Genomic DNA, 25024 nt, shown 5'->3' on the forward strand with positions numbered 1-25024 from the left:
GAACGGGTGCTGGCCGTACTTCTCGGCGGTGTCCTTGTCCGGGCGGACCGGGCCGGCCGCCGGCAGGGCGAGCATCTGGAGGAAGTCGCCGTTGGCCCGCGGGCCTGCGTGGTCTCCAGGCGCAGCAGGGCCGTCCCGGGTTTGACGGCTTCGTGAATCGCGTCGGGCAGCAGCCCGGGGACGTGTGGGGTGTCGGAATCGGTCATGGTGTTTTCGCCCGTCTCCGAGGATTCGGCGCATCCATTCGTCGTCCGGACTGCGTGGGCAGTCACCGGGCGAAGCGCTCGCAGTACCCTCACCGTACTCCGCGGGCCCGGCGGCGGGCTCGCCGGCAGGATGGATGCCCGTCCGCGCTCCCCGGAGCCACCGGCCGGAGTAGAGTGACGAAACCGGGAGCACCCCGTACACCGGCTTCCACGCAGGTGTCGTTCCCGGCGAGCCACAATGCCGGGCAGTCGGAAGACGACGAGCCCGAGGACAGGTCCGCATCATGACCGTGACCATCGACCGTACGACCGCCGACGAGCGCGCCCCGGGGCGTATCACCCGCGTCACGGTGAACCCCGCCCTCCGGCCCGTGATCCCCCGCAAGGGGCCCGTCACCGGAGACACGGTGCACCCGGGTCGGTTCACCGGCGAGCAGGACCCGCACAAGCTGCTCCCGCAGCCGGCCGGCAAGACGGTCGGGCGGCAGGCATGACGGCCGCAGGCGCCACGCCCTCCCCCAAACCGGCGGAGCCGGTGCCCCCGGCGGGGCGCGCCGACATCCGCATCGTCGCCGCCTCCCCCGAGACCGCCCGCCACGTCGCGGAAGTCCTCCGGCGCTGCTTCGATTCCACCGAGCAACGCAGCTACCCGGCCGGCCGTGAAGGCGGTACCCGGCTCCACCTCACCGTGGACACCACGCAGACCGCCGAACCCGCGCGATCCTGGCTGGCGACCAGCCGGGCTTCGGCGGCCGACCGCTCCCCGCAGGACGACGGGGCCTGAACACCTGTGCGGGCCCCGAGGTCGGCGCACCGGCTCCTCAGGCCCGCCGTCCCGCCACCAGTCGCAGGCCCAGTGCCGGGTCCTCCCACACCGTGCGGACATGGGTGAGGCCCGCGTCCTTCAGCAGGGTCTCCGGTTCGCCGGGGGGCGGGGGTGGGAAGCCGGCCAGGCGGGCCGCCGCCGTTGCCAGGGGGCGTTTGGGGGTGAGGGGGCAGGGGACGAGCAGCCAGCCGCCCGGGAGCAGGGACTTCGCCGTGGTGGTGAGCCGGTGCGCGGTGACGGGGGCCGGGAGCCAGGCCAGGGCCAGGTCGTCCTCGAAGGTGTCCGCCGCGACGACCGGGACGAACGGGATCTGGCGTTCCAGTTCGGCGGCCGTGCGGCCGGCGTCGGCCGCGCCACAGCCGATCCGGGCGCCGGGGCGGTCCAGGACCTCCGGGAGGCCCTCCAGGCGGCCCAGCACGTCCGTGACCAGGGCTTCGGCCAGAGCCGGGGCCTCGTCGCCGTGGGCGGGGAGCAGGGCCGGGTCCGTGACGGGGCCCTGGCCGGCGCGGTAGCGGGCGGCGCCCTGGCGGGCCCGGCGCAGGCGGGCGGTGAAGGCCGCCGCGCGGGGGCCGCCGATGAGGACGCGCTCCAGGGCCTCGTCGGCGGTGTGGCGGCCGTCGGGCGTGCGGCGGACGAGGCCCGCCGACATCAGGGCCTCGAGGAGGTCGGGGTCCGCCTCGGCCGGATGCGTGAGCAGACCCGTCTCGTGGGCGATCGCGCAGGCCAGGAACGCCCGGGCGGCGGTGGCGAGTTCGGCCGGGCGGCCGGTGGCGAGGCCCTCGGGGAGCGGGGGGAGGGTCGTGGCGTTCCGGTGCGCCTCGTCGAGGAAGGCGGTGACCGCCGCACGAGCCGGCTCGTCGAGGGGGGTCAGGCGGGCCGCCGTCAGGACGTCCGCCGGCGCCTCGTCGCGTTCGGCCGCGTGCAGGGCCCACCACGCGTCGGTCAGCTTCGCCACCGCGCGTTCCGCGGCCTCCTCCCGCACCCGCCGGCCCTCCAGGCCGACGATGGCGCGCTGGCCCAGCTGGATGAGGAGCATCTCCTGGGAGCCCTGGCCGGAGACGAGGCCCAGGATGTCGCGCACGAACCGCTCCCAGGGGAAGGCGGACATGTACGCCTCGCCGCCCTGGAGGTCCATGACCAGCCGGCCGACGCGCAGCGCGCACTCGGCCGCGTGGTGCTTGGCGACCGTGGCGAGTTCGTCGAAGTGGGGGTCGCGGTCGGGCGTGCGGGTGCCGTCGAGGGCGCGGTAGACGCTCGCACGGGCGCTCTGCAAAAGCATGCGCATCTCGCCGACCGAGCGCTCGACGTTGGTGTGGTCGAGGAGGCGGCGGCCGCCGCGGCGGCGCGTGGCGAGCGACGTGACGCAGTCGTCGATGACGTGGTCGAGCGCGCCGAGGACGCCGCAGGCGCTCATCGTGCGGCGGATGCGTGCATAGGTGTTGAGCTCGCTGAGGCCGTCCGCGCGCCAGACCAGCCGCCACGCGGGCAGCCGCACGTCGTGCAGGAGGACCTGGCCCAGGCCCATGGTGTTCATTCCCATGGTGTCCATGTGGACGGGGGTGACGCCCGGGTCGTCCTTCTCGACGAGGAAGGCGAGCATGTCGTTGGACGCCTCGTCGCGCAGGAACAGGATGAACAGGTCGGCGAAGCGGGCGCCGGCGAGGAAGCGCTTGGCGCCGTTCAGCACCCAGGTGTCGCCCTCCAGCCGGGCGGTGGACGCGTAGTCGTACGGGTCCCGGCTCTCGTAGGCGCCCTGGACGCCGAAGAGCCGGCCGGAGGCGAGGCCGGGGACGTACGTCTCGATGAGCTCGGGCGTGCCGCTGGAGAGGATGAGCTCGGTGATCTCGACGCTGATGTCGAGCAGGACGGCGAAGCCGGGGTCCTGGGAGAGGCGGGCGATCTCCTCGACCGTCACGCCCCAGGCGAGCTTGTCCCGGCCCTCGCCGCCGATCCCGGGCGGCAGCGAGAACCGCAGCAGCCCCAGGTCACCGGCCTGTTCGAAGACGTGCTTGCCGAGCGGCCGGCGCTCCTTGTTGCGGTAGTGGGTGCCGGGGTTGGCCGTTTCCAGGACGAAGCGTCCGAAGCGGCGGCGGGCCTCGCGCCGGATCTCCTCGATCTCCGCGTCGAGGGTGCGGTGACCGGGGGCGGTGGCCCGGTTCATGACGTCGGCCGCGTGTGCTCGGGGCGTCATGCCCGGGCCACCTCCTGGGAGGCGGCCAGCTCACGGGCCAGGTCGGCGATCGTCTCGTCGCCGAGGAAGCGTTCCAGCGGGATGGTGGCGCCGGTGCGCTCCTCGACCTCGACGGAGAGCTGGGCGGCCGTGAGCGAGTCGATGCCGATCTCGCCGAGCGGCCGGTCGGCGGGTATCCCCTCGGGGAGGCCGAGGAGTTCGGCCGTCAGGGACGACAGCCAGGCACGGGGGTCGGCGGCGGGGTCGTGGTGGGGGGTCATGGCGTCCTCCTGGGGTTCAAGGGTCAGCGGTGCTGCGGCGCCAGCCGGAGCGGGACGAGCGAGAACGCCCGGTCGTCGTCGTCGAGCCCGGCGAGCCGGCGGACGAGCCGGTCCTCGGCCTCCGGGTCGGGCGCGGCGGGGGTGCCGAGCCGGTCCAGGACGCGGCGCAGCGCGAGGGAGAGCCAGGCCGGGTCGGCCGCGAGGCCGCCGAGGGCCTCCCGGCGCCACAGCCAGGTGTGCAGGGCACAGGCGCCCGCGTGGACCAGACAGTGCCGGCGGGCCGCCTCGTAGGCCTCGGTCGTGCGCAGGGTGCCGAGCCGGCGGAGCGTCTCGCGGGTCTCGTCGCGCACGGCGAGCAGCCGGCGGGCGAGCGGGGCGAGTTCGCCCTCCCCCAGGGCCGCCACCGCGTTGCCGAGGTGGTCGACGACCTCGTCGGCACCGCCGTAGGTGAGGGACGGGCGCTGGTCGCGGGGTGCCACCGGCGGGACCGGCTCGCCGAAGGCGAACAGCGCGGCGAGGGGCAGTCCGGCGTCGGTGCCGCGCCGGCGCGCCCCGCTGACGAGCTGGGCGCGGACCGTGTCGAGCTGGACGAGCTGGGTGCCCTCGAAGACCGGGGTGATCGCGATGTCGCGCGCCAGCTTCTGGAAGGCGCCGTCCGCGATGCCCTCGCGCAGGTAGGAGCGGGCGCTCAGCACTTCCGCGCAGGTCTCGACGGCGTCGACGCACAGCCGCGGTACGACGTACTTGGCGACGGCGGACCACAGGGGCATCCGCTGCCGGGCGACGTCGAGGCCGCGGGCGGCGGCGAGGGCGGTGCACTCGGCGACGAGGACGTCGGCGAAGGCACGCGCGACCAGCGAGCGGACGGGCGCCAGGTCCAGCGCCGGCCTGCCGTAGAGCGTGCGCCCCCGCGCGTGCCGCAGGGCGATGCGCAGGGCCGTGTCGGCCGCGCCGAGGCTGCTGCCGCCGACGAGGGTCCGGGTGAACTGGAGCATGCCGGAGACCATTTCGACGCCGCGCCCGGGCCGTCCGATGACGGCGTCGGGGCCGGCGCGGACGTCGTCGAGGGTGAAGCCGCTCAGGTCGTGGCCCCGCAGCCCGTGGGTGCGGATCTTCGGCAGCCGCCGCACCCCGTCGCCGCCCAGAGCTTCGAAGTCGAGCAGGAAGAGTCCGAAGGACGGTTCGGAGGCGGCGAGGACGGTCGCGAAGGAGGACCGCCGGCCGTTGCCGACCAGCCACTTCCGGCCGTCGAGCCGGTATCCGCCGGCGACGGGGGTGGCGCGGGTCGCGGTGGCGAGCAGATCGCTGCCGGCCGCCTCCTCGCTGATGCCGGCGGTGCCCCAGGCCCGGCCGAGCGCGAGCTCGGCGACCCTGCGGCGCTGTGCGTCGTCGCCCCAGATCCACACCGGTGCCGTGGCGAGGAGGGTCGAGCCGAGGCCGACCGCGACGGCGAGTTCCCGGCGGGAGGCGGCCCGGACCACGGCGAGCAGCGATTCGAAGGAGGTGAGCCGGCCTCCCTCGGCGGCGGGCACCAGGTGCTCGTGCAGACCGGCCGCCCAGGCCGCCTCGTAGGCGGCGGTCGGCTCGGTCTCCCGGTCGTCCGCGAGGACGCCGCGCTCCAGCGACATCCCGGTGGCGGGGTCGAAGGGGCAGCCGAGCATCCGCTCGATGCCGGCGGCGGCCTCGAAGGTCGTGAGCGGCGCCACGGCCGTCAGGGTCTCGGTCATGCGTGCTCCACCACGATCGCGTACGGTCCGCCGTGGCCGTCGTCCTCCGCGGGGCCCAGCTCGTGGACGAAGACGAGGCCGGGGCCGTGGCGGTAGGCGGTGGTGCGGACGTCGAGCAGGTCCCACAGCTGGCCGGCGCGCAGCCAGAGGGCGTCGACCCGGCGGACGCCGTCGGCGAGCGAGCGGCGCAGTCCGGGGACGGCCTTGCCGTGCCGCCGCACGCACTCCTCCCGGGCGCCGCCGGCGAAGCCGAGGGACTCGGCCCAGTACCACTGGTCGGCCACCTCGCAGTGGTGGCGGTGGACGCGGAACGTCGTCGTCTCCTCGGCGAGCCGCTCGCCCTCGCGTTCGAGGGCGGCGCGCAGCGCGGGCACGGGCGACAGGGCGGGCGAGCGTTCGACCTCGTCGTCGTGGAAGGCGGCGACGAGCGCGTCCGGCAGCACCGTCGGTGCGCCCGACAGTGCCTGGTCGCCGGTGAGCCGCAGGGGGACGGAGGTGGCGCGGGCGCGGACGGCGACGCCGGCCGGGCCCGTCACGGTCAGCTCCGTCTCCAGCTGGGACGAGCGCGGTCCGCGCACCCGTGCGCGCACGTCGACCCGTGCCTCGTCGGCGTCGAGGAAGCGCAGGGGCTCCTCGTACTCCAGCTGCCAGGCCCACAGGACGAAGCCGACGCGGTGCTCGGCGACGAGGGTGCGGTGGCTGCACACGTGGTCGCGCATCCAGCGGGTGCCGGCCTGGAAGCCGAGCCGGCCGACGGCGGTGGGCTGGAGGCCGGCCGGGGTGAACAGGCTCGCGTCGAGCACGAGCTCGTAGGTGGAGCTGCGCGGCATCGGTGCCTAGCCCCCCGACACCGCGGTGACTATGTCGACGCGGTCGTCCTCGGCGGCCTCGCGGTCCAGCTCGGCCGCGGAGAGCTGTTCGCCGTTGAGGGCGATGAGATGGGTGGCGCGGACGCTGCCCTCGCGGTCGAGGAGCACCTCGCTCAGCCGCGGGTAGCGCTCGGTCAGCGCGGTGAGGCCCTCGCGCACGGTGGCGCCGTCGACCTCGATGTCGTTGTCGTACTCGGTGAATCGGAGCAGGACGCCCCTGACCTTGACGATCATTGTCCGGTCCCTTCGTCGGTCCGGTCGGTGGTGAGGTGTTCGAGCCCGTGCCGGGCGCCCGTGAGAGGCGCCCGGGCCGGGGTGTCAGGCCACGGGGGCCGGCCGCGCGGGGGCCTGCCAGCGGGCGAGTTCGTCGAGCTCGCCGGCCAGGTACTGGCGGCGGGCGAGCCACCGCTGCACCTTTCCGCTCGACGTCTTGGGGATGGTGCGCGGCCGCACGAGGACGACGCCGTGCGGCGGGACGTTCACTTCGAGGGAGACGGCCCGCCGGATGCCGTCGATGGCGGTCCGGTAGCGCTCCTCGTCGCCGGGGTCGGCCTCGTAGACCAGCACCAGGCGTTCGGCGGCCCCCGCCTCGTCCTCGACGGCGAAGGCGGCGCCGCAGTTGCGGCGGATGCCGGTGACGGACGCCTCGCAGACCCGCTCGATGTCGACCGGGTGGTGGTTGCGCCCGTTGACGACGATCAGGTCCTTCGACCGGCCGGCGACGAACAGTTCGCCGTCGCGCAGGAACCCGAGGTCGCCGGTGCGCAGGAAAGGACCCTCGCCGGTCGTGGTGGTCGCGCCGAAGGCGGCCGCGGTCTCCTCGGGGCGGCGCCAGTAGCCGGCGGCGACGCCCGGCGCGTCGATCCAGATCTCGCCGACCGCGCCGTCGTCCAGCGGTTCGCGGGTGGCCGGGTCGACGATCCTCAGCCGCGTCCCCGGTCCCGGGGCGCCGCAGCCCACCAGGGTCCGGGACGGCTCGCCGGGGGCGGCCGGCCGGGCCGTGCCGTGCAGTTCGAGCGCCTCGCGCCCGACCTCCAGGGCACGCCAGCCGCCCAGCCGGGTGCCGCCGGTGACGTACAGCGTCGCCTCGGCGAGCCCGTAGCAGGGGTAGAGGGACGCGGCCCGGAAGCCGGTGGGGCCGAAGCGCTCGGTGAACCGGGCGAGCGTATCGGCGCGCACGGGCTCGGCGCCGGTGAAGGTGAGCTCGACGCCCGACAGGTCGAGCTGCTCCACCTCGGCGTCCGTCGCGCGGCGTACGCACAGGTCGTACGCGAAGTTCGGGGCGCCGGTGATCGTCGCGCGGTAGCGGGAGACCATGCGCAGCCAGGACAGCGGGCGGCGCAGGAAGGTCACCGGCGACATGAGGGTCACCGGGATGCCGGAGGCCAGCGGGGTGAGGATGCCGCCGATCAGGCCCATGTCGTGGTACGGGGGCAGCCAGAGGCCGCCGGAGCTGCCCTCGTGCATGCCGAAGCCGCGCGCGATCTCGGCACAGTTGCTCATCAGCTGTGCGTGGCCGAGCATGACGCCGCGCGGCAGCGAGGTCGAGCCGGAGGTGTACTGCAGCAGGGCGGGACCGTCCGGGCCGCCGGCCGCGCCCGCGTAGGCGTCCTCGGCGCCGTCGGCGATGGTGTCGGTCGCGAGCAGTCGCAGGGCGCGGCCGGCCGTGGCCGGCGTGAGCCCTCCGGCCAGGAACGGCGCGATGTCCGAGGTGGTCAGCACGGTGTCCGCGCCGCTGTCCTCGATGATCGCGGCGAGCCGGGGCACCGTGCGCGCCAGGCGCGTCGGGTCGGGCGGGAACGCCGGTACGGCGGGCACGCCCGCGTAGAAGCAGCCGAACAGGCCGGTGAGATAGTCCAGTCCCGGTGCGTAGAGCAACAGGACGGGATCGTTCCGGTTGCCCGTCGCGCCGAGGATCCCGGTCGCGACGGCCCGGGCGCGGGTGTCGAGTTCCGCGTAGGTGATCTGGTCGGCCGACTCGTCCTCGTCGACGAACCGGTAAGCGACGGCATCGGGCGATCGCATCGCCCGCTCGTGCAGTATTCGCGCGAAGCCTTCCGGCGCGCGCCAGGATGAACCCTTCAACCCCCGTGCCTTCCCCCGTACTTGCCCTGTACTTGCCCCCGGTACGTACTCAGGCGAGCAGTCTGACAACGAGAACCGGGGCGGTCAACGACCTTCTTCACTCACATGCCGGGGGCACGTTCCGGAAATCGGGACGGGGGTTGACACTCGCGAGTAACAACGAGCATCGTGATCAGCTCATGAAGGCGTGCCGGGGGGCGGGCGTGGATATGGCGGCGGGTGCGGGGAGTTCGGCGGGTTCGGCGGACGCTGCGGAAGCGGCGGAGTCGTCCGGAAAGGACGCGGGCGGCATACCTGCCGCGAAGCCTCCGGTGAAGCTGGTTCTGCTGTGCTGTCTCGGCGCGTTCGTCGCGTTCCTGGACAGCACCATCGTGAACGTGGCGTTCCCCAACATCGCCAAGACGTTCTCCGACGCGGACCTGCCCACCCTGTCCTGGGTGCTCAACGGCTACAACGTGGTGATCGCCGCGCTGCTGATGCCCGCCGGGCGGGTGGCCGACCGGCTGGGCTGCCGGCGGTCGTTCGCGGTGGGCCTCGCGACGTTCACCGTCGCCTCGGCGGTGTGCGGGATCGCGAACTCCGCGGAGGTCCTGATCGGCGCGCGGCTGGTGCAGGCCGTGGGCGCCGCGATCCTGGTGCCGACCTCCCTCGCGCTGCTGATGCCGATGTTCCCGATGGCCCGGCGACTGGTCGCGATCACGGTCTGGGGGGCGGCCGGCGCGCTGGCCGCCGGCATCGGCCCGGGTCTCGGCGGCCTGCTCGCCGAGCACTGGACATGGCGGGCGGTGTTCCTGGTGAACATCCCGATCGGGATCGTCGCCGTGTGGGCCACCCGGCACCTCACCGAGCAGCGGGAACGCGGCGGCGCGACGCCCGACGTGCTGGGCGCGGTGCTGCTCGGGGCCGCCCTCGGCCTGCTGGCCCTGGGCCTGGTCAAGGGCCCGGACTGGGAGTGGGCGAGCCCGGCCACCGTCGGCTGCCTGGCCGCCGGGGCGCTGCTCGCGGTGGCGGTCGCGCTGCGCAGCGCGCGCCATCCGGCCCCGGTCGTCTCGCTCGACCTGCTGCGCTCCCGCAGCGCGGTGGGCGGCAACATCGGGTCGATGCTGTTCTCGGTGACCTTCTACGCCGTCATCCTGAACAACATCCTCTTCCTGACCACCCACTGGCACTGGTCCCTGATCCACGCCGGGCTGGCCACCACTCCGCCGCCCATCGCGACGGCCCTGGTCGCCAAGCCGGCGAGCCGGCTGGCCGAGCGGTTCGGCGACCGCGCGGTCGTCATCGCGGGCTGCCTCGTCTACATCGGCGGGACCCTGCTGCTCTTCCACGGCGGCGGCCAGAGCCCCGACTTCGCCACCCACTGGCTGCCCGGGGCGGCCGTCATGGGCGCCGGCGCGGGCCTGGTCTGGCCGGTGCTGGGGGCGGTGGCCCTGGCGGGCGTCGAGCCCAGCCGGCTGGCCACCGCGAGCGCGGCCAACGCCGCCTTCCGCCAGCTCGGTGCCGTGCTCGGCACGGCCCTGACGGTCTCCATCCTGACGGCGGCCGGCCGGGACGCGCTCGGCGGGGCCCGGGACACCTGGTACCTCGCGATCGGCTTCGCGCTCGCCGTCGCCCTGCTCACGGCCGTGACCGTGCCGCGCCGCGCGGCCGCCGCTTCCGCCTCCGCGTCCGCTTCCGTATAGGGAATGCGCGGTCCCGGTAATTCTCCGGGCCGCACCGCGCCGCGTTAACGGAATATTTCGCTCAACGGCCTTGCGTAACAAACGATTTCACGGGTTCCGCGCGCACCCGGACCGAAGCGGAATTGCGCCAACTACCGTGTGATTACAGTCACTTGGCCGCCGGACTCTTCGGCTTGTACGATTTCGACCATGGTGACGCCTGGAGTGGAGCCCTACATCCGGCAGAAGTTCGCCGAGCATGCGGGCCTCTCAGAAGAGCAACTATTCGCCGACGACGTGACTTTGGCCGCGCTGATCAGTCGCAGCCCACGAATGACCAACAGTATCGATCTGATGGAGGCGTTCGCCCGTACCGCGAACGCCCTGCGCAAGGACTACGGCGTGAAGGTGCGCCTTCCGGCACTTCCGCTCGACACCCCGACGTCGACCGTGCTGAAGGTCTTCCTCGAGGAATTCGAGCGGCAGGCGAAGGCGAAGGAGGCGGCCGCGTGAGCATCACCGAGACCGGCAGCCCCGCGCGCCCCGCCCTGCGCCGGCCCGCCGCCGCCACCGCACCGCCCGCGATCATCACCGACCTCCACGACGCGCTGACCGTGCGCGGCATGTCCCTGGTGGACGTGGTCTGGGAGCAGCAGCGGCTGCACGAGTCCCGCCGGTGGAGCGTCGTGGAGATGCTGGCGGACGTCGATCTGGACAGTCTCACCCCGCTCGACCGCAACCTCGTCTGGAACGCGGGCCGGGCCGAGCTGACCACCAAGCCGGGAGCCGACCGGTTGGAGCGCCAGGCGGAAGCGGAGGTCCGCCGCTGGCAGGAGACCAACCCCACGGTCGCGGCGATCATGGAGGCGTGCGGCACCTGGAGCCGCTACTGGAACGAGGAGGAGGCCCACCACGAGACCGTCTTCAACCGGCTGGCCGACCTCAGCGGGATGGAGCCGATCTCCGACGAGACCTTCCTGGCCTTCCGCCAGGTGTTCCCCGACGACGACATGCTCCGCACCCTGGTGCTGCTGGCGATCTCGGAGATCACGGCCGCGGTGAACTACGGCCAGTGCCAGCACGTCATCCAGGACCCGGGTCTGCGCCGCATCTTCAAGCAGGTCGCGGCCGACGAGATCCAGCACCGCAACTACTTCGTGTCGTTCGCCAAGGCGCTGGTGGACAGCGGCGAGTACCACGCCAAGGACGCCTTCGCCGTCGCCCATCTCTTCCTCCGCGAGGACGGAGAGCTCCAGGGCAGCGCCCGCGACAAGCGGGAGGACCGCGGTACGCACGTGAACTGGTGGGACCACCTGGACACGGCCGGCACCGACTTCCGTCCCGAGGCGCTGGAGAAGAAGGAACAGCTCATCTGCGGCGCCCTCAAGAAGATCACCGGGATCGAGACCCACTCCCGGGAAGAGGTCGAGGACACGTGGATGGACCTCGTCGGCAGCTGACCGGCCCGCCCGCCGGGGCGCCGGTCGGTCTGGGGCACGACCTCCAGCTGGTCAGCGAGGTGGAGGGCGCCTCGGCCCTGAAGGAGCCCGGCGTCTTCTTCACCCCCGCGGAGCTGCGCCGCATCGCGTCGGCGACGTCTCCCGCGGAAAGCCTGGCGGGCGGCTTCTCGGCCAAGGAGGCCCTGTTCAAGGCGCTTCCGGCGGCCGGCGAGACCTGGTTCTGGACGGATGCCGAGCTGGTCCACGACCGTCATGGCGCACCACGGTTCCACGCCCGGGGACCGCTGGCGGACCATCTGGCCCGGCACCGTCTCCGGGTGAGTGTCTCCCTCTCGCACAGCGGCGGCTTCGTGTCCTCCGTGGTCATCGTCACCGGCGGGACCTCGGCGGACCCACGCCTGCCCAGCACGCTCCACACGTTCCGACGCACGATCCGACGGGGGATACGACGTGTACTTCGGCGAGTCCCGGCTCAGACTGCCGGTGCGCCCCAATGACCTCGACGTCCTGGGGCATGTGAACAACGCGGTCGCGCTCGAGTTCCTGGAGGCCGGCCGGTGGGACTGGCTCGGCCGGCAGGGCCTCGTGCACGGCGACCGGCTGATCGCGGTGGTCGCCCGCACCGAGATCGACTATCTGGCGGAGATCCCGCGCGGCGACGTCGAGGTGCACACCGTCCTCGCCTCCCCGTCGCCGGAGGAGTTCGACGAGGACGGCATGACCTTCCGGGCCTGCTTCCGGCAGCGGATCCACCTTCCGCGGGCGGCGGACAAGGTCGCGGTGGACGCCCTGGTGACCGTGGCCTTTCTGGACGCTGGGCAGCGCTGCCTCGTCTCGTTGCAGGACTTCCTCGCGGCCGCCGCCCCGGACGCGGCCGCCCGTACCGAAGAGACCGTGGAATAGGAGGGGGCGCGGTGCTCGAGTACATCCAGCGCAACCAGGAGTGCCCGCCCGGCCGGGGCCTGTACCTGTACGAGAAGTACGGGGACCCGCCGGAGTTCGTCGCCTACCGGGAGTTCCCCGAGCGGATCGCGGCGTACGCGGACTTCTTCCGCGAGCAGGGGGTCGAGGCGGGGACGCGGGTGCTGTTCCCCTTCGAGACCTCGGCCGCGGTGATCTTCTCGTTCCTGGGCCTCATGGAGATCGGCGCCGTGCCGCTGTCCGTCAAGCCCCTGGTGATGAACACGCCGAAGGACGCCTACCAGGAGTTCATCGGCCGCGTCGCACGGCACTTCGGTGCGGCCCGCGTGCTGCGGGTGCCCAGCCTGGCCGTGGTCGACCTGCCCGCGCCCGCCCTGCCGCTGCCCCCGGACGACATCCGCCGGCCGGGCGCCCGGCTGCGGACCCCGGCCGGGGACGAGCTCGCCTTCGTGCAGTTCTCGTCCGGCTCCACGTCCTTCCCCAAGGGCATCCCGGTCCGGCAGGACCGGCTGCGCGCCAATCTCGCCATGATCACCCGCACGGACGGCCGGCGGCCCGAGGAGCGGGTCAGCAGCTGGCTGCCGCTCTACCACGACATGGGCCTGGTCGGCGGCATGCTGTCCTGCTTCACGGTCGGCTGCGACCTGCTGCTCGGCGAGCCGCTGACCTTCCTCTTCGACGCCCGGGGCTGGTGGGAGCACATGGCCCGGGAGGGTGCCGTCGGCACCGTGATCCCGAACTTCGCGATCGACTACTCGCTCAAGCTGATGCAGGACACCGACCCGGAGGAGCTCGCCGGCATCGACCTGTCCGGGATGCGGTCGATCTACCTCGGCAGCGAGCCCATCAACCTGCCCAACCTGGAGGCGTTCCTCGACCTGATGGCGCCGGCCGGCCTGCGCCGCGACGTCTTCATGCCCTGCTACGGCATGGCGGAGGCGGTGCTGCTGGTCTCCAGCCGTCCCGTCGGCAGCGAGATCCGGACCGCGACCTCGCCCTCGGGACTGCCGGCGATCTCGGTGGGCCGGCCGATGCCGGAGTTCACCGTGCGCCTGCGCGCCGAGGACGGCCGGGTGTGCGCGGAGGGCGAGCTGGGCGAGATCGAGCTGGCCGGCGGCAGCCTGGCCTCCTCGTACTACACGAAGACGGAGCCCCTCACCGGCGACGACGGCTTCTACGCCACCGGCGACATCGGGTTCCTCGACGACGGGGAGCTGTTCATCACCGGCCGCATCAGCGACCGGATCAAGGTCAACGGCCAGAGCTACTTCGCCTCCGACTTCGAACAGGCGCTGGAGCGACTGCCGTTCGTGCGCGAGGGCCGTACGGCCGTCGTGCAGACCGGCGGGGACATCGTCGTCCTCGCCGAGGTGGACCGCCCGGCGCGGGAGGACGTCGCGGGCAGCCGGGCACGGATCGTGGAGCACCTCACGCACACGATCGGGGTGACGGTGCAGGCTACCGACGTGCACTATCTGCGCCCCGGCCAGCTGCCCCGCACCAGCAGCGGAAAGCTGCAACGGCGTGCCATCGCCCGGGCGTACGAGCGCGGGGAGCTGGAGGGGCTGACCCTGGCCCCGGCCGGGGGCTCCCCCGCTGCGGCCGCCGATTCGTAAAGGGTCCTCAGGAATCCGATAGGAGCTATTGCATGCCGAAGCTGGAGCGAGACGGCGAGGTCTTCGTTCTGCACCTCGACCCCGACGACGAGAACCGGTTCCACCCCGACTGGCTCGCGGCGGTGGAGTCGGCGCTCGACGAGGTGGAGGCCGCGCCGGGGCCCCGGGCCCTGGTCACGGCGGGCAGCGGCAAGTTCTGGTCCAACGGGCTCGACCTGGACTGGATGGGCGCCAACAGCGAGCAGGCCGTGGCCTACCTGGACCGCGTCCACGCCCTGCTCGCCCGCACGCTGGCCTCGCCGGTGGTCACGGTCGCCGCGCTGAACGGGCACACGTTCGCCGCCGGCGCCATGTGGTCGCTGGCCCACGACACGCGCGTGATGCGCGCGGACCGGGGTTACTTCTGCCTGCCGGAGGTCGATCTCGGCCTCTCCTTCCAGCAGGGCATGTCGGACCTGATCCGCGCCCGCCTGACGCCGGCGGCCGCGCACGAGGCCATGACCACCGGCCGCCGCTACGGCGGCGAGCAGGCGCTCGCCGCGGGCATCGTCGACGCCGTCGCGAGCGCCGAGGAGCTCCTCGCCACCGCGGTGGAGCTCGCGCGGCCGCTCGCGGGCAAGGCGAACCCGGCCCGGGCCCAGATCAAGGAGATGCTGTACGCGGAGGCGCTCGCGTCGCTGCGCACGCCGATCACCGGCTGACCGGTCCCTTTCGGGGAAGCCCCGCCGCCCCGGTCTCTCCTCCGCCCCGAGGAGAGACCGGGGCGGCGGCATTTTCCGCGCATCGACAAAGAATCCGGGCACTCTCCAGGGCCCCTTCGTCCTTTCGTCCGGAGGGCGGCCGGAACGCTTATGGCATGATCAATTCGAGCCATAGCGAAGGAGCCAGGCATGCTGGAACCACTCGGCATCGACTCGCGAGCCGAGGTGCTCTACCGGGCGATGCTCGCACTTCCCGGTGCGGGGATCGATGTGCTCAGCCGGATGACGGGGATGTCCCGCGAGGAAGTGTGCGAAGCACTCGACCTGCTCAGTGAACTCGCGCTGGTCAAGCCCGCGGAGCCGGGCCGGACGGCGCCGGGCGCGGGCGGCGGGCAGTTCGTCGGCGCCGACGGGATCGGCGAAAAGCTCGCCGTGCTGACGCGGAAAGTCCAGCACGAAGTGAGGGCATTCGCGCCGGGCGGCGCGCATTCCGGGGAAAGCCTGCGCGCCGCCGAACCACTCGCCGATCAACTGCTCGCCCGCGGTGTCCGAATGCGGACAGTGCACTTGAACAGCGTCCGCGACAACCCCGCGGGCATGGCGCACATCGAGCGGCTGACGGGCAATGGCGGCGAGGTGCGAACGGCCCCTTTACTTCCGGCCAGAATGATCATTCTGGACCGTTCGTGCGCCGTGGTGGCCGCCGGCGCCGACGGCTGCGAGGAGGGCGCGACGGTGTTCCGGGAGGAGGGCGTGCTGTCCGCGCTGATCACACTGTTCGAGCACGTATGGGCGTCGGCCTCCCCCGTCGGCACGGTCCCGCGCCGGGACGCGGCGGGGCTGACGCCCCAGGAGCGGGCGGTGCTGGAGTGCCTCTACCTGGGGCTGACCGACGAGGCCGTCGCCCACCGGCTCGGCGTCTCGCCGCGCACCGCCCGCCGGATCGCCAACGGGCTGATGCGGCGGCTGGGTTCGCGCAGCCGCTTCCAGGCGGGGGCACTGGCCGTGCAGCGCGGGTGGCTCCAGCCGAGGACGCACGCGTCCTAGCGGTCCGGGGTCCCCGGACTCCGTCAGACCCCCTCCGGGACCGGCAGGCCCCGCTCATCCGCCAGGCGCAGGGCCTCCTCGATGAGGGTCTCGACGATCTTCGACTCGGGGACGGTCTTGATGACCTTCCCCTCGACGAAGATCTGGCCCTTGCCGTTGCCGGAGGCCACCCCGAGGTCGGCCTCCCGGGCCTCGCCCGGGCCGTTGACGACGCAGCCCATCACCGCGACCCGCAGCGGCACCTCCATGCCCTCCAGGGCCGCGGTGACCTCGGCCGCCAGCTTGTAGACGTCGACCTGGGCGCGGCCGCAGGACGGGCAGGAGACGACGTCCAGCTTGCGCGGGCGCAGCCCCAGCGACTGGAGGATCTGGTCGCCGACCTTGACCTCCTCGACGGGCGGCGCCGAGAGGGAGACCCGGATCGTGTCGCCGATGCCCTGGCGCAGCAGCGCGCCGAAGGCCACGGCGGACTTCACGGTGCCCTGGAAGGCGGGGCCGGCCTCGGTGACGCCCAGGTGCAGGGGGTAGTCGCAGGACTCGGCGAGGAGTTCGTACGCCCGCACCATGACGACCGGGTCGTTGTGCTTGACGGAGATCTTCAGGTCGTGGAAGCCGTGTTCGGCGAAGAGCGACGCCTCCCACAGGGCGGATTCGACGAGGGCCTCGGGGGTGGCCCTGCCGTACTTCTCCAGCAGGCGGCGGTCCAGGGAGCCGGCGTTGACGCCGATGCGGATCGGGGTGCCCGCGTCGGAGGCGGCCTTCGCGATCTCCTTCACCTTGTCGTCGAACTGCTTGATGTTGCCCGGGTTGACCCGGACCGCCGCGCAGCCGGCGTCGATGGCGGCGAAGACGTAGCGCGGCTGGAAGTGGATGTCGGCGATCACGGGGATCGGCGACTTGGCGGCGATGGCGGCCAGCGCGTCCGCGTCGTCCTGGGAGGGGCAGGCCACGCGGACGATGTCGCAGCCGGCCGCCGAGAGTTCGGCGATCTGCTGGAGCGTCGCGTTGACGTCGGCGGTGACCGTGGTGGTCATGGACTGCACGGCGATCGGGTGGTCGCTGCCCACGCCCACCGCGCCCACCTGGAGCTGGCGGGTGGTGCGGCGGGTGCCGAGGGTGGCCGGCGGCACCGTCGGGGTGCCGAGGGAGACCGTCATGATGTCCTCTCTGCTGTCGGGGCGCCCGGGTGGAGGGTGAGGGCCTCGGCGGCGGCGCGGGCGATGCCGGGGCCGGTGAGCCCGGCGCGCGCGAGGATGTCCTCGCGCCTGCCGTGCGCCAGGAACTTCTGCGGCACGCCCAGGACGCGGACGGGCGTGCGGGCGCCGGCGTCGGCGAGGGCCTGGGCGATCGCGGCGCCGGTGCCGCCGGCGCGGCCGCTGTCCTCGACGGTGACGACCGTGCGGTGGCGCAGCCCGAGTTCGACGAGGGCCGGGGCGACGGGCTTGATCCAGCGGGGGTCGACGACGGTGACGCCCGTCCCGGACGCGGCGAGCCGGCGGGCCGCGTCCAGGCAGGGGCCGGCCATGGTGCCCACGGCGACGAGCAGGACGTCCTCCGGGCCGTCCCGGTGCAGCACGTCCATGCCGGCGATCGTGTCGACGGGCGGGATGGCGGGGCCGACGCGGCCCTTGGGGAAGCGCAGCGCGGTCGGGCCGTCGTCGACCGCCACGGCCTCGCGCAGGGCCCGGCGCAGGGTGATCTCGTCGCGCGGGGCGGCCACACGCAGCCCGGGGACCAGCTGGAACAGCGACAGGTCCCACATGCCGTTGTGCGAGGCGCCGTCGTCGCCGGTGACGCCCGCCCGGTCGAGGACGAAGGTGACCGGGGCGCGGTGCAGGGCGACGTCCATGAGCAGCTGGTCGAACGCCCGGTTGAGGAAGGTCGCGTAGACGGCGACGACGGGGTGCGCGCCGCCGAGGGCGAGGCCCGCGGCGGCGGTGACCGCGTGCTGCTCGGCGATGCCGACGTCGACCGTGCGGTCGGGGAAGCGGCGGGCGAACTCGTCGAGGCCGGTGGGCTCCAGCATGGCCGCGGTCAGGGCGACGAGCTCCGGGTGCCGGGCGCCGAGCGCGGCGAGCTCCTCGCCGAAGACGGAGGTCCAGGCGGGCGACGCGGCGGGCGCGGGGGCCGTTGCCGGGGCGGCGGCGGGGCGGGCGCGGACGACGTGGAAGCGGTCGGCCTCGTCCTGCTCGGCCGGGGCGTGGCCGCGGCCCTTCTCGGTGACGCAGTGCACGACGACCGGCCGGCCGAGGTCCCTGGCCCGGCGCAGCGCGTCCTCGGTCGCGGCGAGGTCGTGTCCGTCGACGGGGCCGAGGTAGGCCATGCCCAGCTGTTCGAAGACGCCGGGCGCGGCGCCGGGGCCGGCGGTCCGGGCGTGGTCCAGGTGGCGGGCGAGGCCGCCGACGGTGGGGGCGTAGCTGCGGGTGTTGTCGTTGAGGACGACGATGACGGGCCGGTCGGGGGCGGCCGCCAGGTTGTTGAGGGCCTCCCAGGCCATGCCGCCGGTCAGCGCGCCGTCGCCGATCACGGCGATCACGGCGCGGTCGGTGACGCCGCGCAGCCGGTGGGCCCTGGCCAGGCCGTCGGCCCAGGACAGGGCGGTCGAGGCGTGGGAGTTCTCGATGACGTCGTGCGCGGACTCGGCGCGGGACGGATAGCCGGAGAGCCCGTCGGGCTGCCGGAGGGTGTCGAAGGCGCCGGCCCGGCCGGTGAGGACCTTGTGGACGTACGTCTGGTGGCCGGTGTCCCACAGGATGGTGTCCCGGGGGGAGTCGAACACCCGGTGCAGGGCGAGGGTCAGCTCGACGACGCCCAGGTTGGGTCCGAGGTGGCCCCCGGTGCGGGAGACCTTCTCCACCAGGAACCGCCGGATGTCCGCGGCGAGCCGGGCGCACTCGGCGGGGGTGAGGTCCCGCAGGCCGGCGGGGGCGTGCGGCACCGCGGGCCCGGGTTCCGGGGCGGGCGCGGCCGGCGCCGGCGGAGGCGTTGGGAGTGACGTCATGGCGCTTCCCCTCTCGGTGGTCGGCCCGGTGGCCGACGCGGTCGTCTCGGTGGTCATCTGGCCTCGTCGGCCAGGGGCGTGCGCGGGATCCGGCCGGTGACCGGGTCCGCGAGGCGGGCGGGCATGGCGAACACGACGTCCTCGGCGGCGCCGTCGTCGACCTGGACGTCGGTGTAGCCGAGGGCGGCCAGTCGCTCGACGAGGCCGCGGACCAGGACCTCCGGCGCGCTGGCCCCGGCGCTGACGCCGATGCTCGACACCGACTCCAGCCAGCCGGGGTCGAGGTGCGTGGCGTCGGGCACCAGGTGCGCGGCGCAGCCGTGCTCCCGGGCGACCTCCACCATGCGGATGGAGTTGCTGGAGTTGCGGGAGCCGACGACGAGGACGAGGTCGTTGGCGCGGGCCAGGGACTTCACGGCGTTCTGCCGGTTCTGGCTGGCGTAGCAGATGTCGTCGCCGTTGGGGCCGGCGATGTCCGTGAAGCGGCGGTGCAGGGCCTCGACGACCACGGCGGTCTCGTCGAAGGACAGGGTGGTCTGGGTCAGATAGGCGACGGGGGTGTCCGCGGGCAGGTCGAGCCGTTCGACGTCCTCGGTGCTCTCGACGACGATCGTGCGCTCGGGGGCCTCGCCCCGGACGCCCTCGACCTCCTCGTGCTCGGCGTGGCCGACCAGCAGGATGACGTGTCCGTCGCGGGCGTAGCGCACGGCCTCCTGGTGCACCTTGGAGACGAGCGGGCAGGTGGCGTCGATGACCTCCAGGTTCCGGGCCGTGGCCCCGGCGCGGACGGCCGGGGAGACGCCGTGGGCGGAGAAGACGCAGACCGCGCCCTCGGGCACCTCGTCCTCGCTGTCGACGAAGACCGCGCCGCGCTTGCGGAGCTCCTCGACGATGTGGTGGTTGTGGACGATCTCCTTGCGGACGTAGACGGGTGCGCCGTGGAGGTCCAGGGCCCGCTCCACGATGCCGATGGCGCGGCGCACCCCCGCGCAGAACCCTCTCGGCTCGGCCAGGACGATGCGCTGGTGACGGTTCATGGGTGCCTTCCTTGCAGAGCGGGCGTGGGGGAGGTTTCCGGTGCGGACCTGGCCTGGTGGGCCTGCCAGAGGCGGGCGTAGCGGCCGCCGAGTGCCAGGAGTTCCTCGTGCGTGCCGTCCTCGCTGATCCGGCCCCCGTCGAGGACGACGACGCGGTCGGCGCGGGCGGCGACGGTCAGCCGGTGGGCGACGATGAGCGCGGTGCGGCGGGTGGTGAGCCGTTCGGTGGCCTCGTTGACCAGGGCCTCGGTCGCCGGGTCCAGGGCGGAGGTGGCCTCGTCGAGGAGCAGGACGTCGGGGCGCACCAGTTCGGCGCGGGCCAGGGCGATCAGCTGCCGCTGGCCGGCGGAGAGGTTGCGGCCGCCTTCGGCGATCCGGTGCCCGTAGCCGCCGTCGAGCGCGGTGATGGCCTGGTGGGCGCCGGTCCGCCGGGCGGCGGCCTCGACCTCGGCGTCGGTGGCGTCCGGGCGTCCGTAGGCGATGGCGTCCCGGACGGTGCCGGTGAAGAGGTAGGTCTCCTGGGGGATGACGCCGAGCCGCTGCCGGTATCCGGTCAGGTCCAGCTCGCGCAGGTCCGTTCCGTCCACGAGGACGGCGCCGGCGGTCGGGTCGTAGAAGCGCGCGGCCAGTTTCAGCAGCGTGGACTTGCCGGAGCCGGTCTCGCCGACGAAGGCGACCCGCTGGCCGGCCGGGATGTGCAGATCGATGCCGGTCAGCCCGGCCCCGCCGGGGCCGCTGCCGTCGGCGGCGGCGTACCGGTAGTGCGCGTCCCGGAAGACGATCTCGCCGCGCAGCGGGCCGACCGGCCGGGGGGCGGCGGCCTCGGGCGTGCTGCTGCGCAGTTCGAGCAGTTCCCGGATGCGGCCCAGGGACACCATGGCCTGCTGGTAGCTGTCGAAGAGCTGGGACATCTGCTGGACGGGCGTGAAGAACAGCTCCAGGTAGAGCAGGTACGCGACGAGCGTGCCGACCGTCATGGAGCCGTCGGCGACCCGCCCGGCGCTCAGGGCCAGCACGAGGGCGGCCAGCAGGGACGCCACGCACTGGATGAGCGGGAAGTACAGGGCCATCAGGAACTGCGCGCGCACCCGCGCCCGGCGGAAGTCGTCGCTGTGCCCGGCGTAGCGCTCGGCCGTGGCCTCCTCGCGGCGGAAGGCCTGGGCCAGGCGCAGCCCGGCGACGCCCTCCTGCAGGGCGCCGCCCACCACGGCGGTCTGTTCGCGGGCCAGTTGGTAGGCGCGTACCGAGCGGCGGCGGAAGACGGCGGTGGCGGCGTACAGCAGGGGCAGGGTCAGCAGGACGAACAGCATCGTCCGGGCGTCCATGAGCAGGAGTGCCGCCAGGACGCCGACGAGGGTGAGCAGGCTGACGAGGAAGGAGATGAGCCCGGTCTGGAGGAAGACGGACAGGGAGTCGACGTCGGTGGTGGCCCGGGTCATGGTCCGGCCGGCCGCCTCCTTCTCGAAGTGGTCGAGCCCGAGCCGGTGCAGCTGGGCGAAGACCCGCAGCCGCAGGGCGTACAGGGCGCGTTCGCCGGTGCGTCCGGTGACGCGCAGGGCGCCCCACTGGGTCGTCCAGCGCAGCAGCGCGAGGGCCAGGGCCCCGGCGCAGGCGAGCCACAGCGCGGTGGGGGCGGCGTCGGCGACGGCGCCCTGTACGCCCTGGCGGACGGTGTAGGGCTGGGTCAGTCCGCCGACCGCGTCGGCGACGACCAGCAGCAGGCCCACGGCGAACGGGACCCAGAAGCCGTGCAGCAGATGGCGCAGGCCGAACGCGCCGCCGGTGTCGCGCAGGGCGGCGGCCTCGTCCACACCGGGGAGGTCGCGGGGGTCGTCCCCGCCGGCGGGCGGCGCGGCGGGGCGGGGGCTTCGCGCGGGCGCCGGGGCGGTGGGGGGTGTGTCCGGGGGGCCGGCGTTCTCCCGGGCGGGGTCGCCGGAGGCGGCGAAGAGCGTGCGGTAGAGCGGGCAGCGGTCGAGGAGTTCCTCGTGCGTGCCGGTGTCGGCCAGCCGTCCGCCGTCGAGCACGGCGACGCGGTCGGCGACGGCGAGGGTGGAGCGGCGGCGGGCGATCACCAGGGCGGTGCGGCCCGTGAGCACCTCGCGCAGGCCGTCGTTGACGGCGGCCTCGACGCGGGTGTCGACGGCGGAGGTGGCGTCGTCGAGGACCAGCAGCCGGGGCTCGCCGAGCAGGGCGCGGGCGAGGGCGATGCGCTGGCGCTGGCCGCCGGAGAGGGTCTGGCCGCGTTCGCCGACGAGGGTGTCGTAGCCGTCGGGCAGGGCGGAGACGAAGGCGTCGGCCTGGGCGACGCGGGCGGCGGCACGGATGCTCTCCTCGCTCGCGCCGGGCCGTGCGTAGGCGATGTTCTCGCGGATGGTGCCGGCGAGGAGGAAGGTGTCCTCGGGGACGAGGCCGAGGTCGCCGCGGAGCGCGTCGAAGGTGAGCTCGCGGACGTCGGTGCCGCCGACGCGGACGGCTCCGGCGTCGACGTCGTAGAACCTGGCGAGCAGCTGGGCGAGGGTGGACTTGCCGGAGCCGGGCAGGCCGACGACGGCGACGGTCTCGCCGGGGGCGATGCTCAGGGAGAAGCCGTCGAGGACGGGCCGGGCCGGGTCGTAGCCGAAGGTGACGTCGTCGAACTCGACGCCGACGGGGACGGCCGGGGGCAGTTCCCGGGTGCCCTCTCTCAGGCCGGGGCGGGTGTCGACCAGCTCCAGCACGCGGCGGACGGCGGCGGAGCCCTGCTGTCCGGCGGTGAGCAGGCCGACCAGCATGCTCAGCGGGACGACCAGCTGGGCGAGGTAGGCGGAGAAGGCGACGAAGGTGCCGACGGTGAGTTCGCCCCGGTTGACCATCCAGCCGCCGAGGGCGAGGACGCCCACCTGGGCGAGGGCGGGGACGGCCTGGAGCACCGGCCCGTAGCGGGCGCTGAGCCGCAGCAGCCGTACCCGGCCGGCGAAGAGCCGGCGGGCCGCCTCGGTGAGCCGGGCGAGCTCCTGCCGTTCCTGGCCGAAGCCCTTGACGACGCGGATGCCGGCCACCGAGCTCTCCACGACGCCGGCCACCGCGGCCGCCCGGTCCTGGGCCTCCCAGGCGGCGGCCAGCAGCCGGGGCTGGCTGCGGCGGGCGATGAACCACAGGGCGGGCGTCATGGCGACGGCGACCAGGGTCAGGCGCGGCGACAGGACGGTCATCACGGTCACGGACGTCACGAGCGTGGCGATGTTGGTGACGGTGGCCGGCAGCAGTGAGACCAGGCCGTGCACCATGTTCAGGTCGCTGGTGGACCGGCCGACGAGCTGTCCGGTGCTGAGCCGGTCCTGGCCGCGCCCGTCCAGCCGGGAGACCGAGCGGAACACCGCGGTGCGCAGGTCGTGCTGGACGTCGGCGGCGAGCCGGCTCGCGTGGTAGCGGCGCAGGAAGGTCAGCACGTACGAGGCGAGCGCCGCGGCCACGAGCAGGGCGATCCACGGGGTGACCGGGCGGGCGTCGCGGACGATGACGTCGTCGACGACGACCTTGGTGACCAGGGGGACGGCCACGCCCACCGCCGAGGCGCCGAGCGCGCCGAGGAGCGAGAGCAGCAGGCCGGCGCGATGGCGCAGGCAGTAGCCGCCGAGCCGGCGCAGCGGGCCGCCCCGGGCCCCTCCTCCGGCGTGGTCGCGTGCCGCCACGGGCCGGCTCCCTTCCTCGGGTCTGACTGATCGCATGGGTCCATGGGTCGTTCAGGGGGTGGGCGCGTCACGCACGGCGACGGCCAGGACGTGCCCCGCGCTGCCGGTCGGCAGGACGGCGCAGGCCGTCGCCGGGTCGTCGGGGAGCGGCACGAGCCGTCCGTCCGGCGGTGCCGGCCAGGTGGTGGGGGCGGGGATCCGGCGGGTGAGGCCGCCGTCGCGCAGACCGTGGCCGTGCGCCTTGCCGACGGCCTCCTTCTGCGTCCACAGCCACAGGAAGGCGCGGGCCGCCGCGTCCCGGGGGGCGCGGGCGATCCAGTCGGCGGCCGCCTCGTCCAGCCAGCGCCGCGCCAGCGGCACGGCGGGGAACGGGCGGACGGTCTCGATGTCCACGCCGACGTGCCGGTGCGTGCTCAGGGCCACCGCCCCCACGCCCCTGCTGTGGCTGAGGCTGATGTGCAGGGCGGCGGCGGGGCCGGCCAGGCGCGGCCGGCCGCCGGGCTCGTAGGCGATCCGGTGGCGGGCGCCGGGGGGGCCCCTGGCCCGGGCCGCCGCGCCGCGGGGGGCGGGGGGGGGGGGCCGCCCCGCCACCCCCCCCGGGCCGCGGCGCGGAGGAGGGCGGCGTGGGTGGCACGCCGCTCCTCCCCGGGCGCGGCCGCCCCCCACACCACCGTCAGCCGGCCGCGGGGGAACGGCCCGCGGTGCGGGGTGCGGGGGGAGGTCAAGGGGTCAGCCCGCCATCTGCGCGGCGAGGCTCTTGGGACGCATGTCGGTCCAGTTCTCCTCGATGTAGTCGAGGCAGGCCTGCCGGCCGGTCTCGGCGAGGGCCACGTCCCAGCCCGCCGGTACCTCGGCGAAGGCGGGCCACAGGGAGTGCTGGCCCTCGGCGTTGACCAGGACCAGGTAGCGGGCGTCGGGGTTCTCGAAGGGGTTCGTCATGTCCTCGCCTTTGCTGTGCGTGTGGTGGTGGGTGGGCGCGGTGGGTCAGGGGACGATCTGTTCCAGCACGCGGACCGCGTTCGCGGCCCCGTCCTCCGGGGCCATGTCCCGTGCGAGGCGGGCGACCGTGCGGGCGATGCCGGGGTCGGTGAGCGCCTGGTGGAGGGCGTCCGCGAGGGTGTCCGCGGTGAGGTCGACGTGCTTGACGGGCGCGGGGGCGACACCGAGCCGGTGGAGGTGGTTCGCCCACATCGTGCCCTCCTTCTGGAAGGGGACGATCACCTGCGGGATGCCCGCGTGCAGGGCCGCGTTGTGCGTGCCGGTGCCGCCGGGGTGGACGGCCGCGCGGACGCGGGGGAAGAGCCAGTCGTAGGGGATCTCCTCCTCGACCAGCACGGTCTCCGGCGGGTCGGGGATGACCACGCCGCCCCAGCCGGTGACGACGACGGCGCGGACGCCGGTGCGGCGCACGGCCTCGACGACCGCGCGTCCGGTGCGTTCCGGGTCGAGGCCCAGGTGGCTGCCGAAGCCGAGGAAGACGGGCTTCTCGCCCTCCGCCAGGAAGCGCAGCAGCCGCGGGGAGGGCTGCCAGCCCGGGCGGCCGGGCAGCATCCAGAAGCCGGTGGGGTGCACCCACTCGGGCCAGTCGGCGGCGGGTTCGAGCACGTGCGGGCTGAAGCCGAGGAGGACCGGCGCGGGGGTGCCGTCGGCGTCCTGGTGACCACCGGGGCCACCGAGGCGCTGGCGGCCGCGCTGCTCGCGCTGTGCGACCCGGGCGACGAGGTGCTGGCCTTCGACCCCTGCTA

Annotated in this window: 23 protein-coding genes; 10 read left to right on the forward strand and 13 right to left on the reverse strand. The window is 74.1% G+C overall.

Features of this window, described 5'->3' with window-relative positions; genetic code table 11:
- The first annotated feature begins 490 nt into the window (after nucleotides 1–490).
- Both AB0K09_RS08785 and AB0K09_RS08790 read left to right on the forward strand, forming a co-directional pair.
- The gene (locus tag AB0K09_RS08785) at nucleotides 491–700 is read left to right on the forward strand and encodes a hypothetical protein (protein WP_366064585.1); all 210 of its coding nucleotides are present in this window, start codon (nucleotides 491–493) and stop codon (nucleotides 698–700) included.
- On the forward strand, nucleotides 697–990 hold the full coding sequence (locus tag AB0K09_RS08790; protein ID WP_366064586.1) for a hypothetical protein: 294 nt from the start codon (nucleotides 697–699) through the stop codon (nucleotides 988–990). Before AB0K09_RS08785 ends, AB0K09_RS08790 begins: the two co-directional genes overlap by 4 nt.
- A gap of 37 nt (nucleotides 991–1027) precedes the next feature.
- On the opposite strand, the gene AB0K09_RS08795 is transcribed toward AB0K09_RS08790, so the two are convergent.
- The 6 genes from AB0K09_RS08795 to AB0K09_RS08820 form a co-directional block, all read right to left on the reverse strand.
- Nucleotides 1028–3223, reverse strand: a complete 2196-nt coding sequence (locus tag AB0K09_RS08795; RefSeq protein WP_366064587.1) for an acyl-CoA dehydrogenase family protein — start codon at nucleotides 3221–3223, stop codon at nucleotides 1028–1030.
- A complete protein-coding gene (locus AB0K09_RS08800; RefSeq protein ID WP_366064588.1) occupies nucleotides 3220–3483 on the reverse strand; it encodes an acyl carrier protein in 264 nt (87 codons plus the stop codon). The genes AB0K09_RS08795 and AB0K09_RS08800 overlap by 4 nt, the downstream gene beginning before the upstream one ends.
- A gap of 23 nt (nucleotides 3484–3506) precedes the next feature.
- Nucleotides 3507–5210 carry an acyl-CoA dehydrogenase gene (locus AB0K09_RS08805; protein WP_366064589.1) on the reverse strand — a complete coding sequence of 568 codons (1704 nt, stop codon included), beginning with the start codon at nucleotides 5208–5210 and terminating at the stop codon, nucleotides 3507–3509.
- Complete coding sequence (locus tag AB0K09_RS08810; protein ID WP_366064590.1) at nucleotides 5207–6040, reverse strand: acyl-CoA thioesterase; 834 nt, start codon at nucleotides 6038–6040, stop codon at nucleotides 5207–5209. The genes AB0K09_RS08805 and AB0K09_RS08810 overlap by 4 nt, the downstream gene beginning before the upstream one ends.
- A 6-nt stretch (nucleotides 6041–6046) precedes the next feature.
- Nucleotides 6047–6313, reverse strand: coding sequence for a MoaD/ThiS family protein (locus AB0K09_RS08815; RefSeq protein ID WP_366064591.1), 267 nt, complete (start codon nucleotides 6311–6313; stop codon nucleotides 6047–6049).
- A gap of 84 nt (nucleotides 6314–6397) precedes the next feature.
- Entirely contained in the window at nucleotides 6398–8104 is a 1707-nt protein-coding gene (locus AB0K09_RS08820; protein ID WP_366064592.1) for a fatty acyl-AMP ligase, read from the reverse strand.
- 371 nt (nucleotides 8105–8475) lie between these two features.
- Between AB0K09_RS08820 and AB0K09_RS08825 the strand changes: the two genes are divergently transcribed.
- The 8 genes from AB0K09_RS08825 to AB0K09_RS08860 all read left to right on the forward strand — a co-directional run bounded on the left by AB0K09_RS08825 (nucleotide 8476) and on the right by AB0K09_RS08860 (nucleotide 15570).
- Nucleotides 8476–9846, forward strand: a complete 1371-nt coding sequence (locus tag AB0K09_RS08825; protein ID WP_366064593.1) for an MFS transporter — start codon at nucleotides 8476–8478, stop codon at nucleotides 9844–9846.
- Nucleotides 9847–10035: 189 nt separating this feature from the next.
- On the forward strand, nucleotides 10036–10338 hold the full coding sequence (locus AB0K09_RS08830; RefSeq protein ID WP_366064594.1) for a hypothetical protein: 303 nt from the start codon (nucleotides 10036–10038) through the stop codon (nucleotides 10336–10338).
- Nucleotides 10335–11285: an acyl-ACP desaturase gene (locus AB0K09_RS08835; RefSeq protein WP_366064595.1), complete on the forward strand. Its 951-nt coding sequence runs from the start codon at nucleotides 10335–10337 to the stop codon at nucleotides 11283–11285. Before AB0K09_RS08830 ends, AB0K09_RS08835 begins: the two co-directional genes overlap by 4 nt.
- Nucleotides 11261–11782: a holo-ACP synthase gene (locus AB0K09_RS08840; RefSeq protein WP_366064596.1), complete on the forward strand. Its 522-nt coding sequence runs from the start codon at nucleotides 11261–11263 to the stop codon at nucleotides 11780–11782. The genes AB0K09_RS08835 and AB0K09_RS08840 overlap by 25 nt, the downstream gene beginning before the upstream one ends.
- Nucleotides 11769–12188: an acyl-CoA thioesterase gene (locus AB0K09_RS08845; protein ID WP_366064597.1), complete on the forward strand. Its 420-nt coding sequence runs from the start codon at nucleotides 11769–11771 to the stop codon at nucleotides 12186–12188. The genes AB0K09_RS08840 and AB0K09_RS08845 overlap by 14 nt, the downstream gene beginning before the upstream one ends.
- 11 nt (nucleotides 12189–12199) lie before the next feature.
- Entirely contained in the window at nucleotides 12200–13822 is a 1623-nt protein-coding gene (locus tag AB0K09_RS08850) for an AMP-binding protein (protein ID WP_366064598.1), read from the forward strand.
- Nucleotides 13823–13854: 32 nt separating this feature from the next.
- A complete protein-coding gene (locus tag AB0K09_RS08855; RefSeq protein WP_366064599.1) occupies nucleotides 13855–14523 on the forward strand; it encodes an enoyl-CoA hydratase-related protein in 669 nt (222 codons plus the stop codon).
- A gap of 189 nt (nucleotides 14524–14712) precedes the next feature.
- On the forward strand, nucleotides 14713–15570 hold the full coding sequence (locus AB0K09_RS08860; protein WP_366064600.1) for a LuxR C-terminal-related transcriptional regulator: 858 nt from the start codon (nucleotides 14713–14715) through the stop codon (nucleotides 15568–15570).
- 23 nt (nucleotides 15571–15593) lie between these two features.
- On the opposite strand, the gene ispG is transcribed toward AB0K09_RS08860, so the two are convergent.
- From ispG to AB0K09_RS08895, 7 genes are all read right to left on the reverse strand, one after another.
- Nucleotides 15594–16730 carry a flavodoxin-dependent (E)-4-hydroxy-3-methylbut-2-enyl-diphosphate synthase gene (gene ispG / locus AB0K09_RS08865; RefSeq protein WP_366064607.1) on the reverse strand — a complete coding sequence of 379 codons (1137 nt, stop codon included), beginning with the start codon at nucleotides 16728–16730 and terminating at the stop codon, nucleotides 15594–15596.
- The gene (locus tag AB0K09_RS08870; RefSeq protein ID WP_366064601.1) at nucleotides 16724–18571 is read right to left on the reverse strand and encodes a 1-deoxy-D-xylulose-5-phosphate synthase; all 1848 of its coding nucleotides are present in this window, start codon (nucleotides 18569–18571) and stop codon (nucleotides 16724–16726) included. Before AB0K09_RS08870 ends, ispG begins: the two co-directional genes overlap by 7 nt.
- Before the next feature lie 53 nt (nucleotides 18572–18624).
- Nucleotides 18625–19608 carry a 4-hydroxy-3-methylbut-2-enyl diphosphate reductase gene (locus AB0K09_RS08875; RefSeq protein ID WP_366064602.1) on the reverse strand — a complete coding sequence of 328 codons (984 nt, stop codon included), beginning with the start codon at nucleotides 19606–19608 and terminating at the stop codon, nucleotides 18625–18627.
- Entirely contained in the window at nucleotides 19605–23279 is a 3675-nt protein-coding gene (locus AB0K09_RS08880) for an ABC transporter ATP-binding protein (RefSeq protein ID WP_366064603.1), read from the reverse strand. The genes AB0K09_RS08875 and AB0K09_RS08880 overlap by 4 nt, the downstream gene beginning before the upstream one ends.
- A 51-nt stretch (nucleotides 23280–23330) precedes the next feature.
- Nucleotides 23331–23702 (reverse strand): 4'-phosphopantetheinyl transferase superfamily protein, encoded by a 372-nt coding sequence (locus AB0K09_RS08885; protein ID WP_366064604.1) that lies wholly within the window; start codon nucleotides 23700–23702, stop codon nucleotides 23331–23333.
- A gap of 306 nt (nucleotides 23703–24008) precedes the next feature.
- Nucleotides 24009–24218, reverse strand: coding sequence for an MbtH family protein (locus AB0K09_RS08890; protein ID WP_366064605.1), 210 nt, complete (start codon nucleotides 24216–24218; stop codon nucleotides 24009–24011).
- Nucleotides 24219–24263: 45 nt separating this feature from the next.
- Nucleotides 24264–24884, reverse strand: a complete 621-nt coding sequence (locus tag AB0K09_RS08895; protein ID WP_366064606.1) for a nucleotide disphospho-sugar-binding domain-containing protein — start codon at nucleotides 24882–24884, stop codon at nucleotides 24264–24266.
- Nucleotides 24885–25024 lie beyond the last annotated feature (140 nt).

Source organism: Streptomyces sp. NPDC049577 (assembly GCF_040675635.1).
Lineage (GTDB): Bacteria > Actinomycetota > Actinomycetes > Streptomycetales > Streptomycetaceae > Streptomyces.

What these genes read in the sequence shown, in the direction of transcription:
- AB0K09_RS08805 (WP_366064589.1), bottom strand. Translation starts at nt 5,210, where the DNA reads ATGACCGAGACCCTGACGGCCGTGGCGCCGCTCACGACCTTCGAGGCC.
- AB0K09_RS08820 (WP_366064592.1), bottom strand. Translation starts at nt 8,104, where the DNA reads ATGCGATCGCCCGATGCCGTCGCTTACCGGTTCGTCGACGAGGACGAG.
- AB0K09_RS08830 (WP_366064594.1), top strand. Translation starts at nt 10,036, where the DNA reads ATGGTGACGCCTGGAGTGGAGCCCTACATCCGGCAGAAGTTCGCCGAG.
- AB0K09_RS08855 (WP_366064599.1), top strand. Translation starts at nt 13,855, where the DNA reads ATGCCGAAGCTGGAGCGAGACGGCGAGGTCTTCGTTCTGCACCTCGAC.
- AB0K09_RS08790 (WP_366064586.1), top strand. Translation starts at nt 697, where the DNA reads ATGACGGCCGCAGGCGCCACGCCCTCCCCCAAACCGGCGGAGCCGGTG.
- AB0K09_RS08890 (WP_366064605.1), bottom strand. Translation starts at nt 24,218, where the DNA reads ATGACGAACCCCTTCGAGAACCCCGACGCCCGCTACCTGGTCCTGGTC.
- AB0K09_RS08785 (WP_366064585.1), top strand. Translation starts at nt 491, where the DNA reads ATGACCGTGACCATCGACCGTACGACCGCCGACGAGCGCGCCCCGGGG.
- AB0K09_RS08870 (WP_366064601.1), bottom strand. Translation starts at nt 18,571, where the DNA reads ATGACGTCACTCCCAACGCCTCCGCCGGCGCCGGCCGCGCCCGCCCCG.
- AB0K09_RS08800 (WP_366064588.1), bottom strand. Translation starts at nt 3,483, where the DNA reads ATGACCCCCCACCACGACCCCGCCGCCGACCCCCGTGCCTGGCTGTCG.
- AB0K09_RS08795 (WP_366064587.1), bottom strand. Translation starts at nt 3,223, where the DNA reads ATGACGCCCCGAGCACACGCGGCCGACGTCATGAACCGGGCCACCGCC.
- AB0K09_RS08815 (WP_366064591.1), bottom strand. Translation starts at nt 6,313, where the DNA reads ATGATCGTCAAGGTCAGGGGCGTCCTGCTCCGATTCACCGAGTACGAC.
- AB0K09_RS08875 (WP_366064602.1), bottom strand. Translation starts at nt 19,608, where the DNA reads ATGAACCGTCACCAGCGCATCGTCCTGGCCGAGCCGAGAGGGTTCTGC.
- AB0K09_RS08860 (WP_366064600.1), top strand. Translation starts at nt 14,713, where the DNA reads ATGCTGGAACCACTCGGCATCGACTCGCGAGCCGAGGTGCTCTACCGG.
- AB0K09_RS08810 (WP_366064590.1), bottom strand. Translation starts at nt 6,040, where the DNA reads ATGCCGCGCAGCTCCACCTACGAGCTCGTGCTCGACGCGAGCCTGTTC.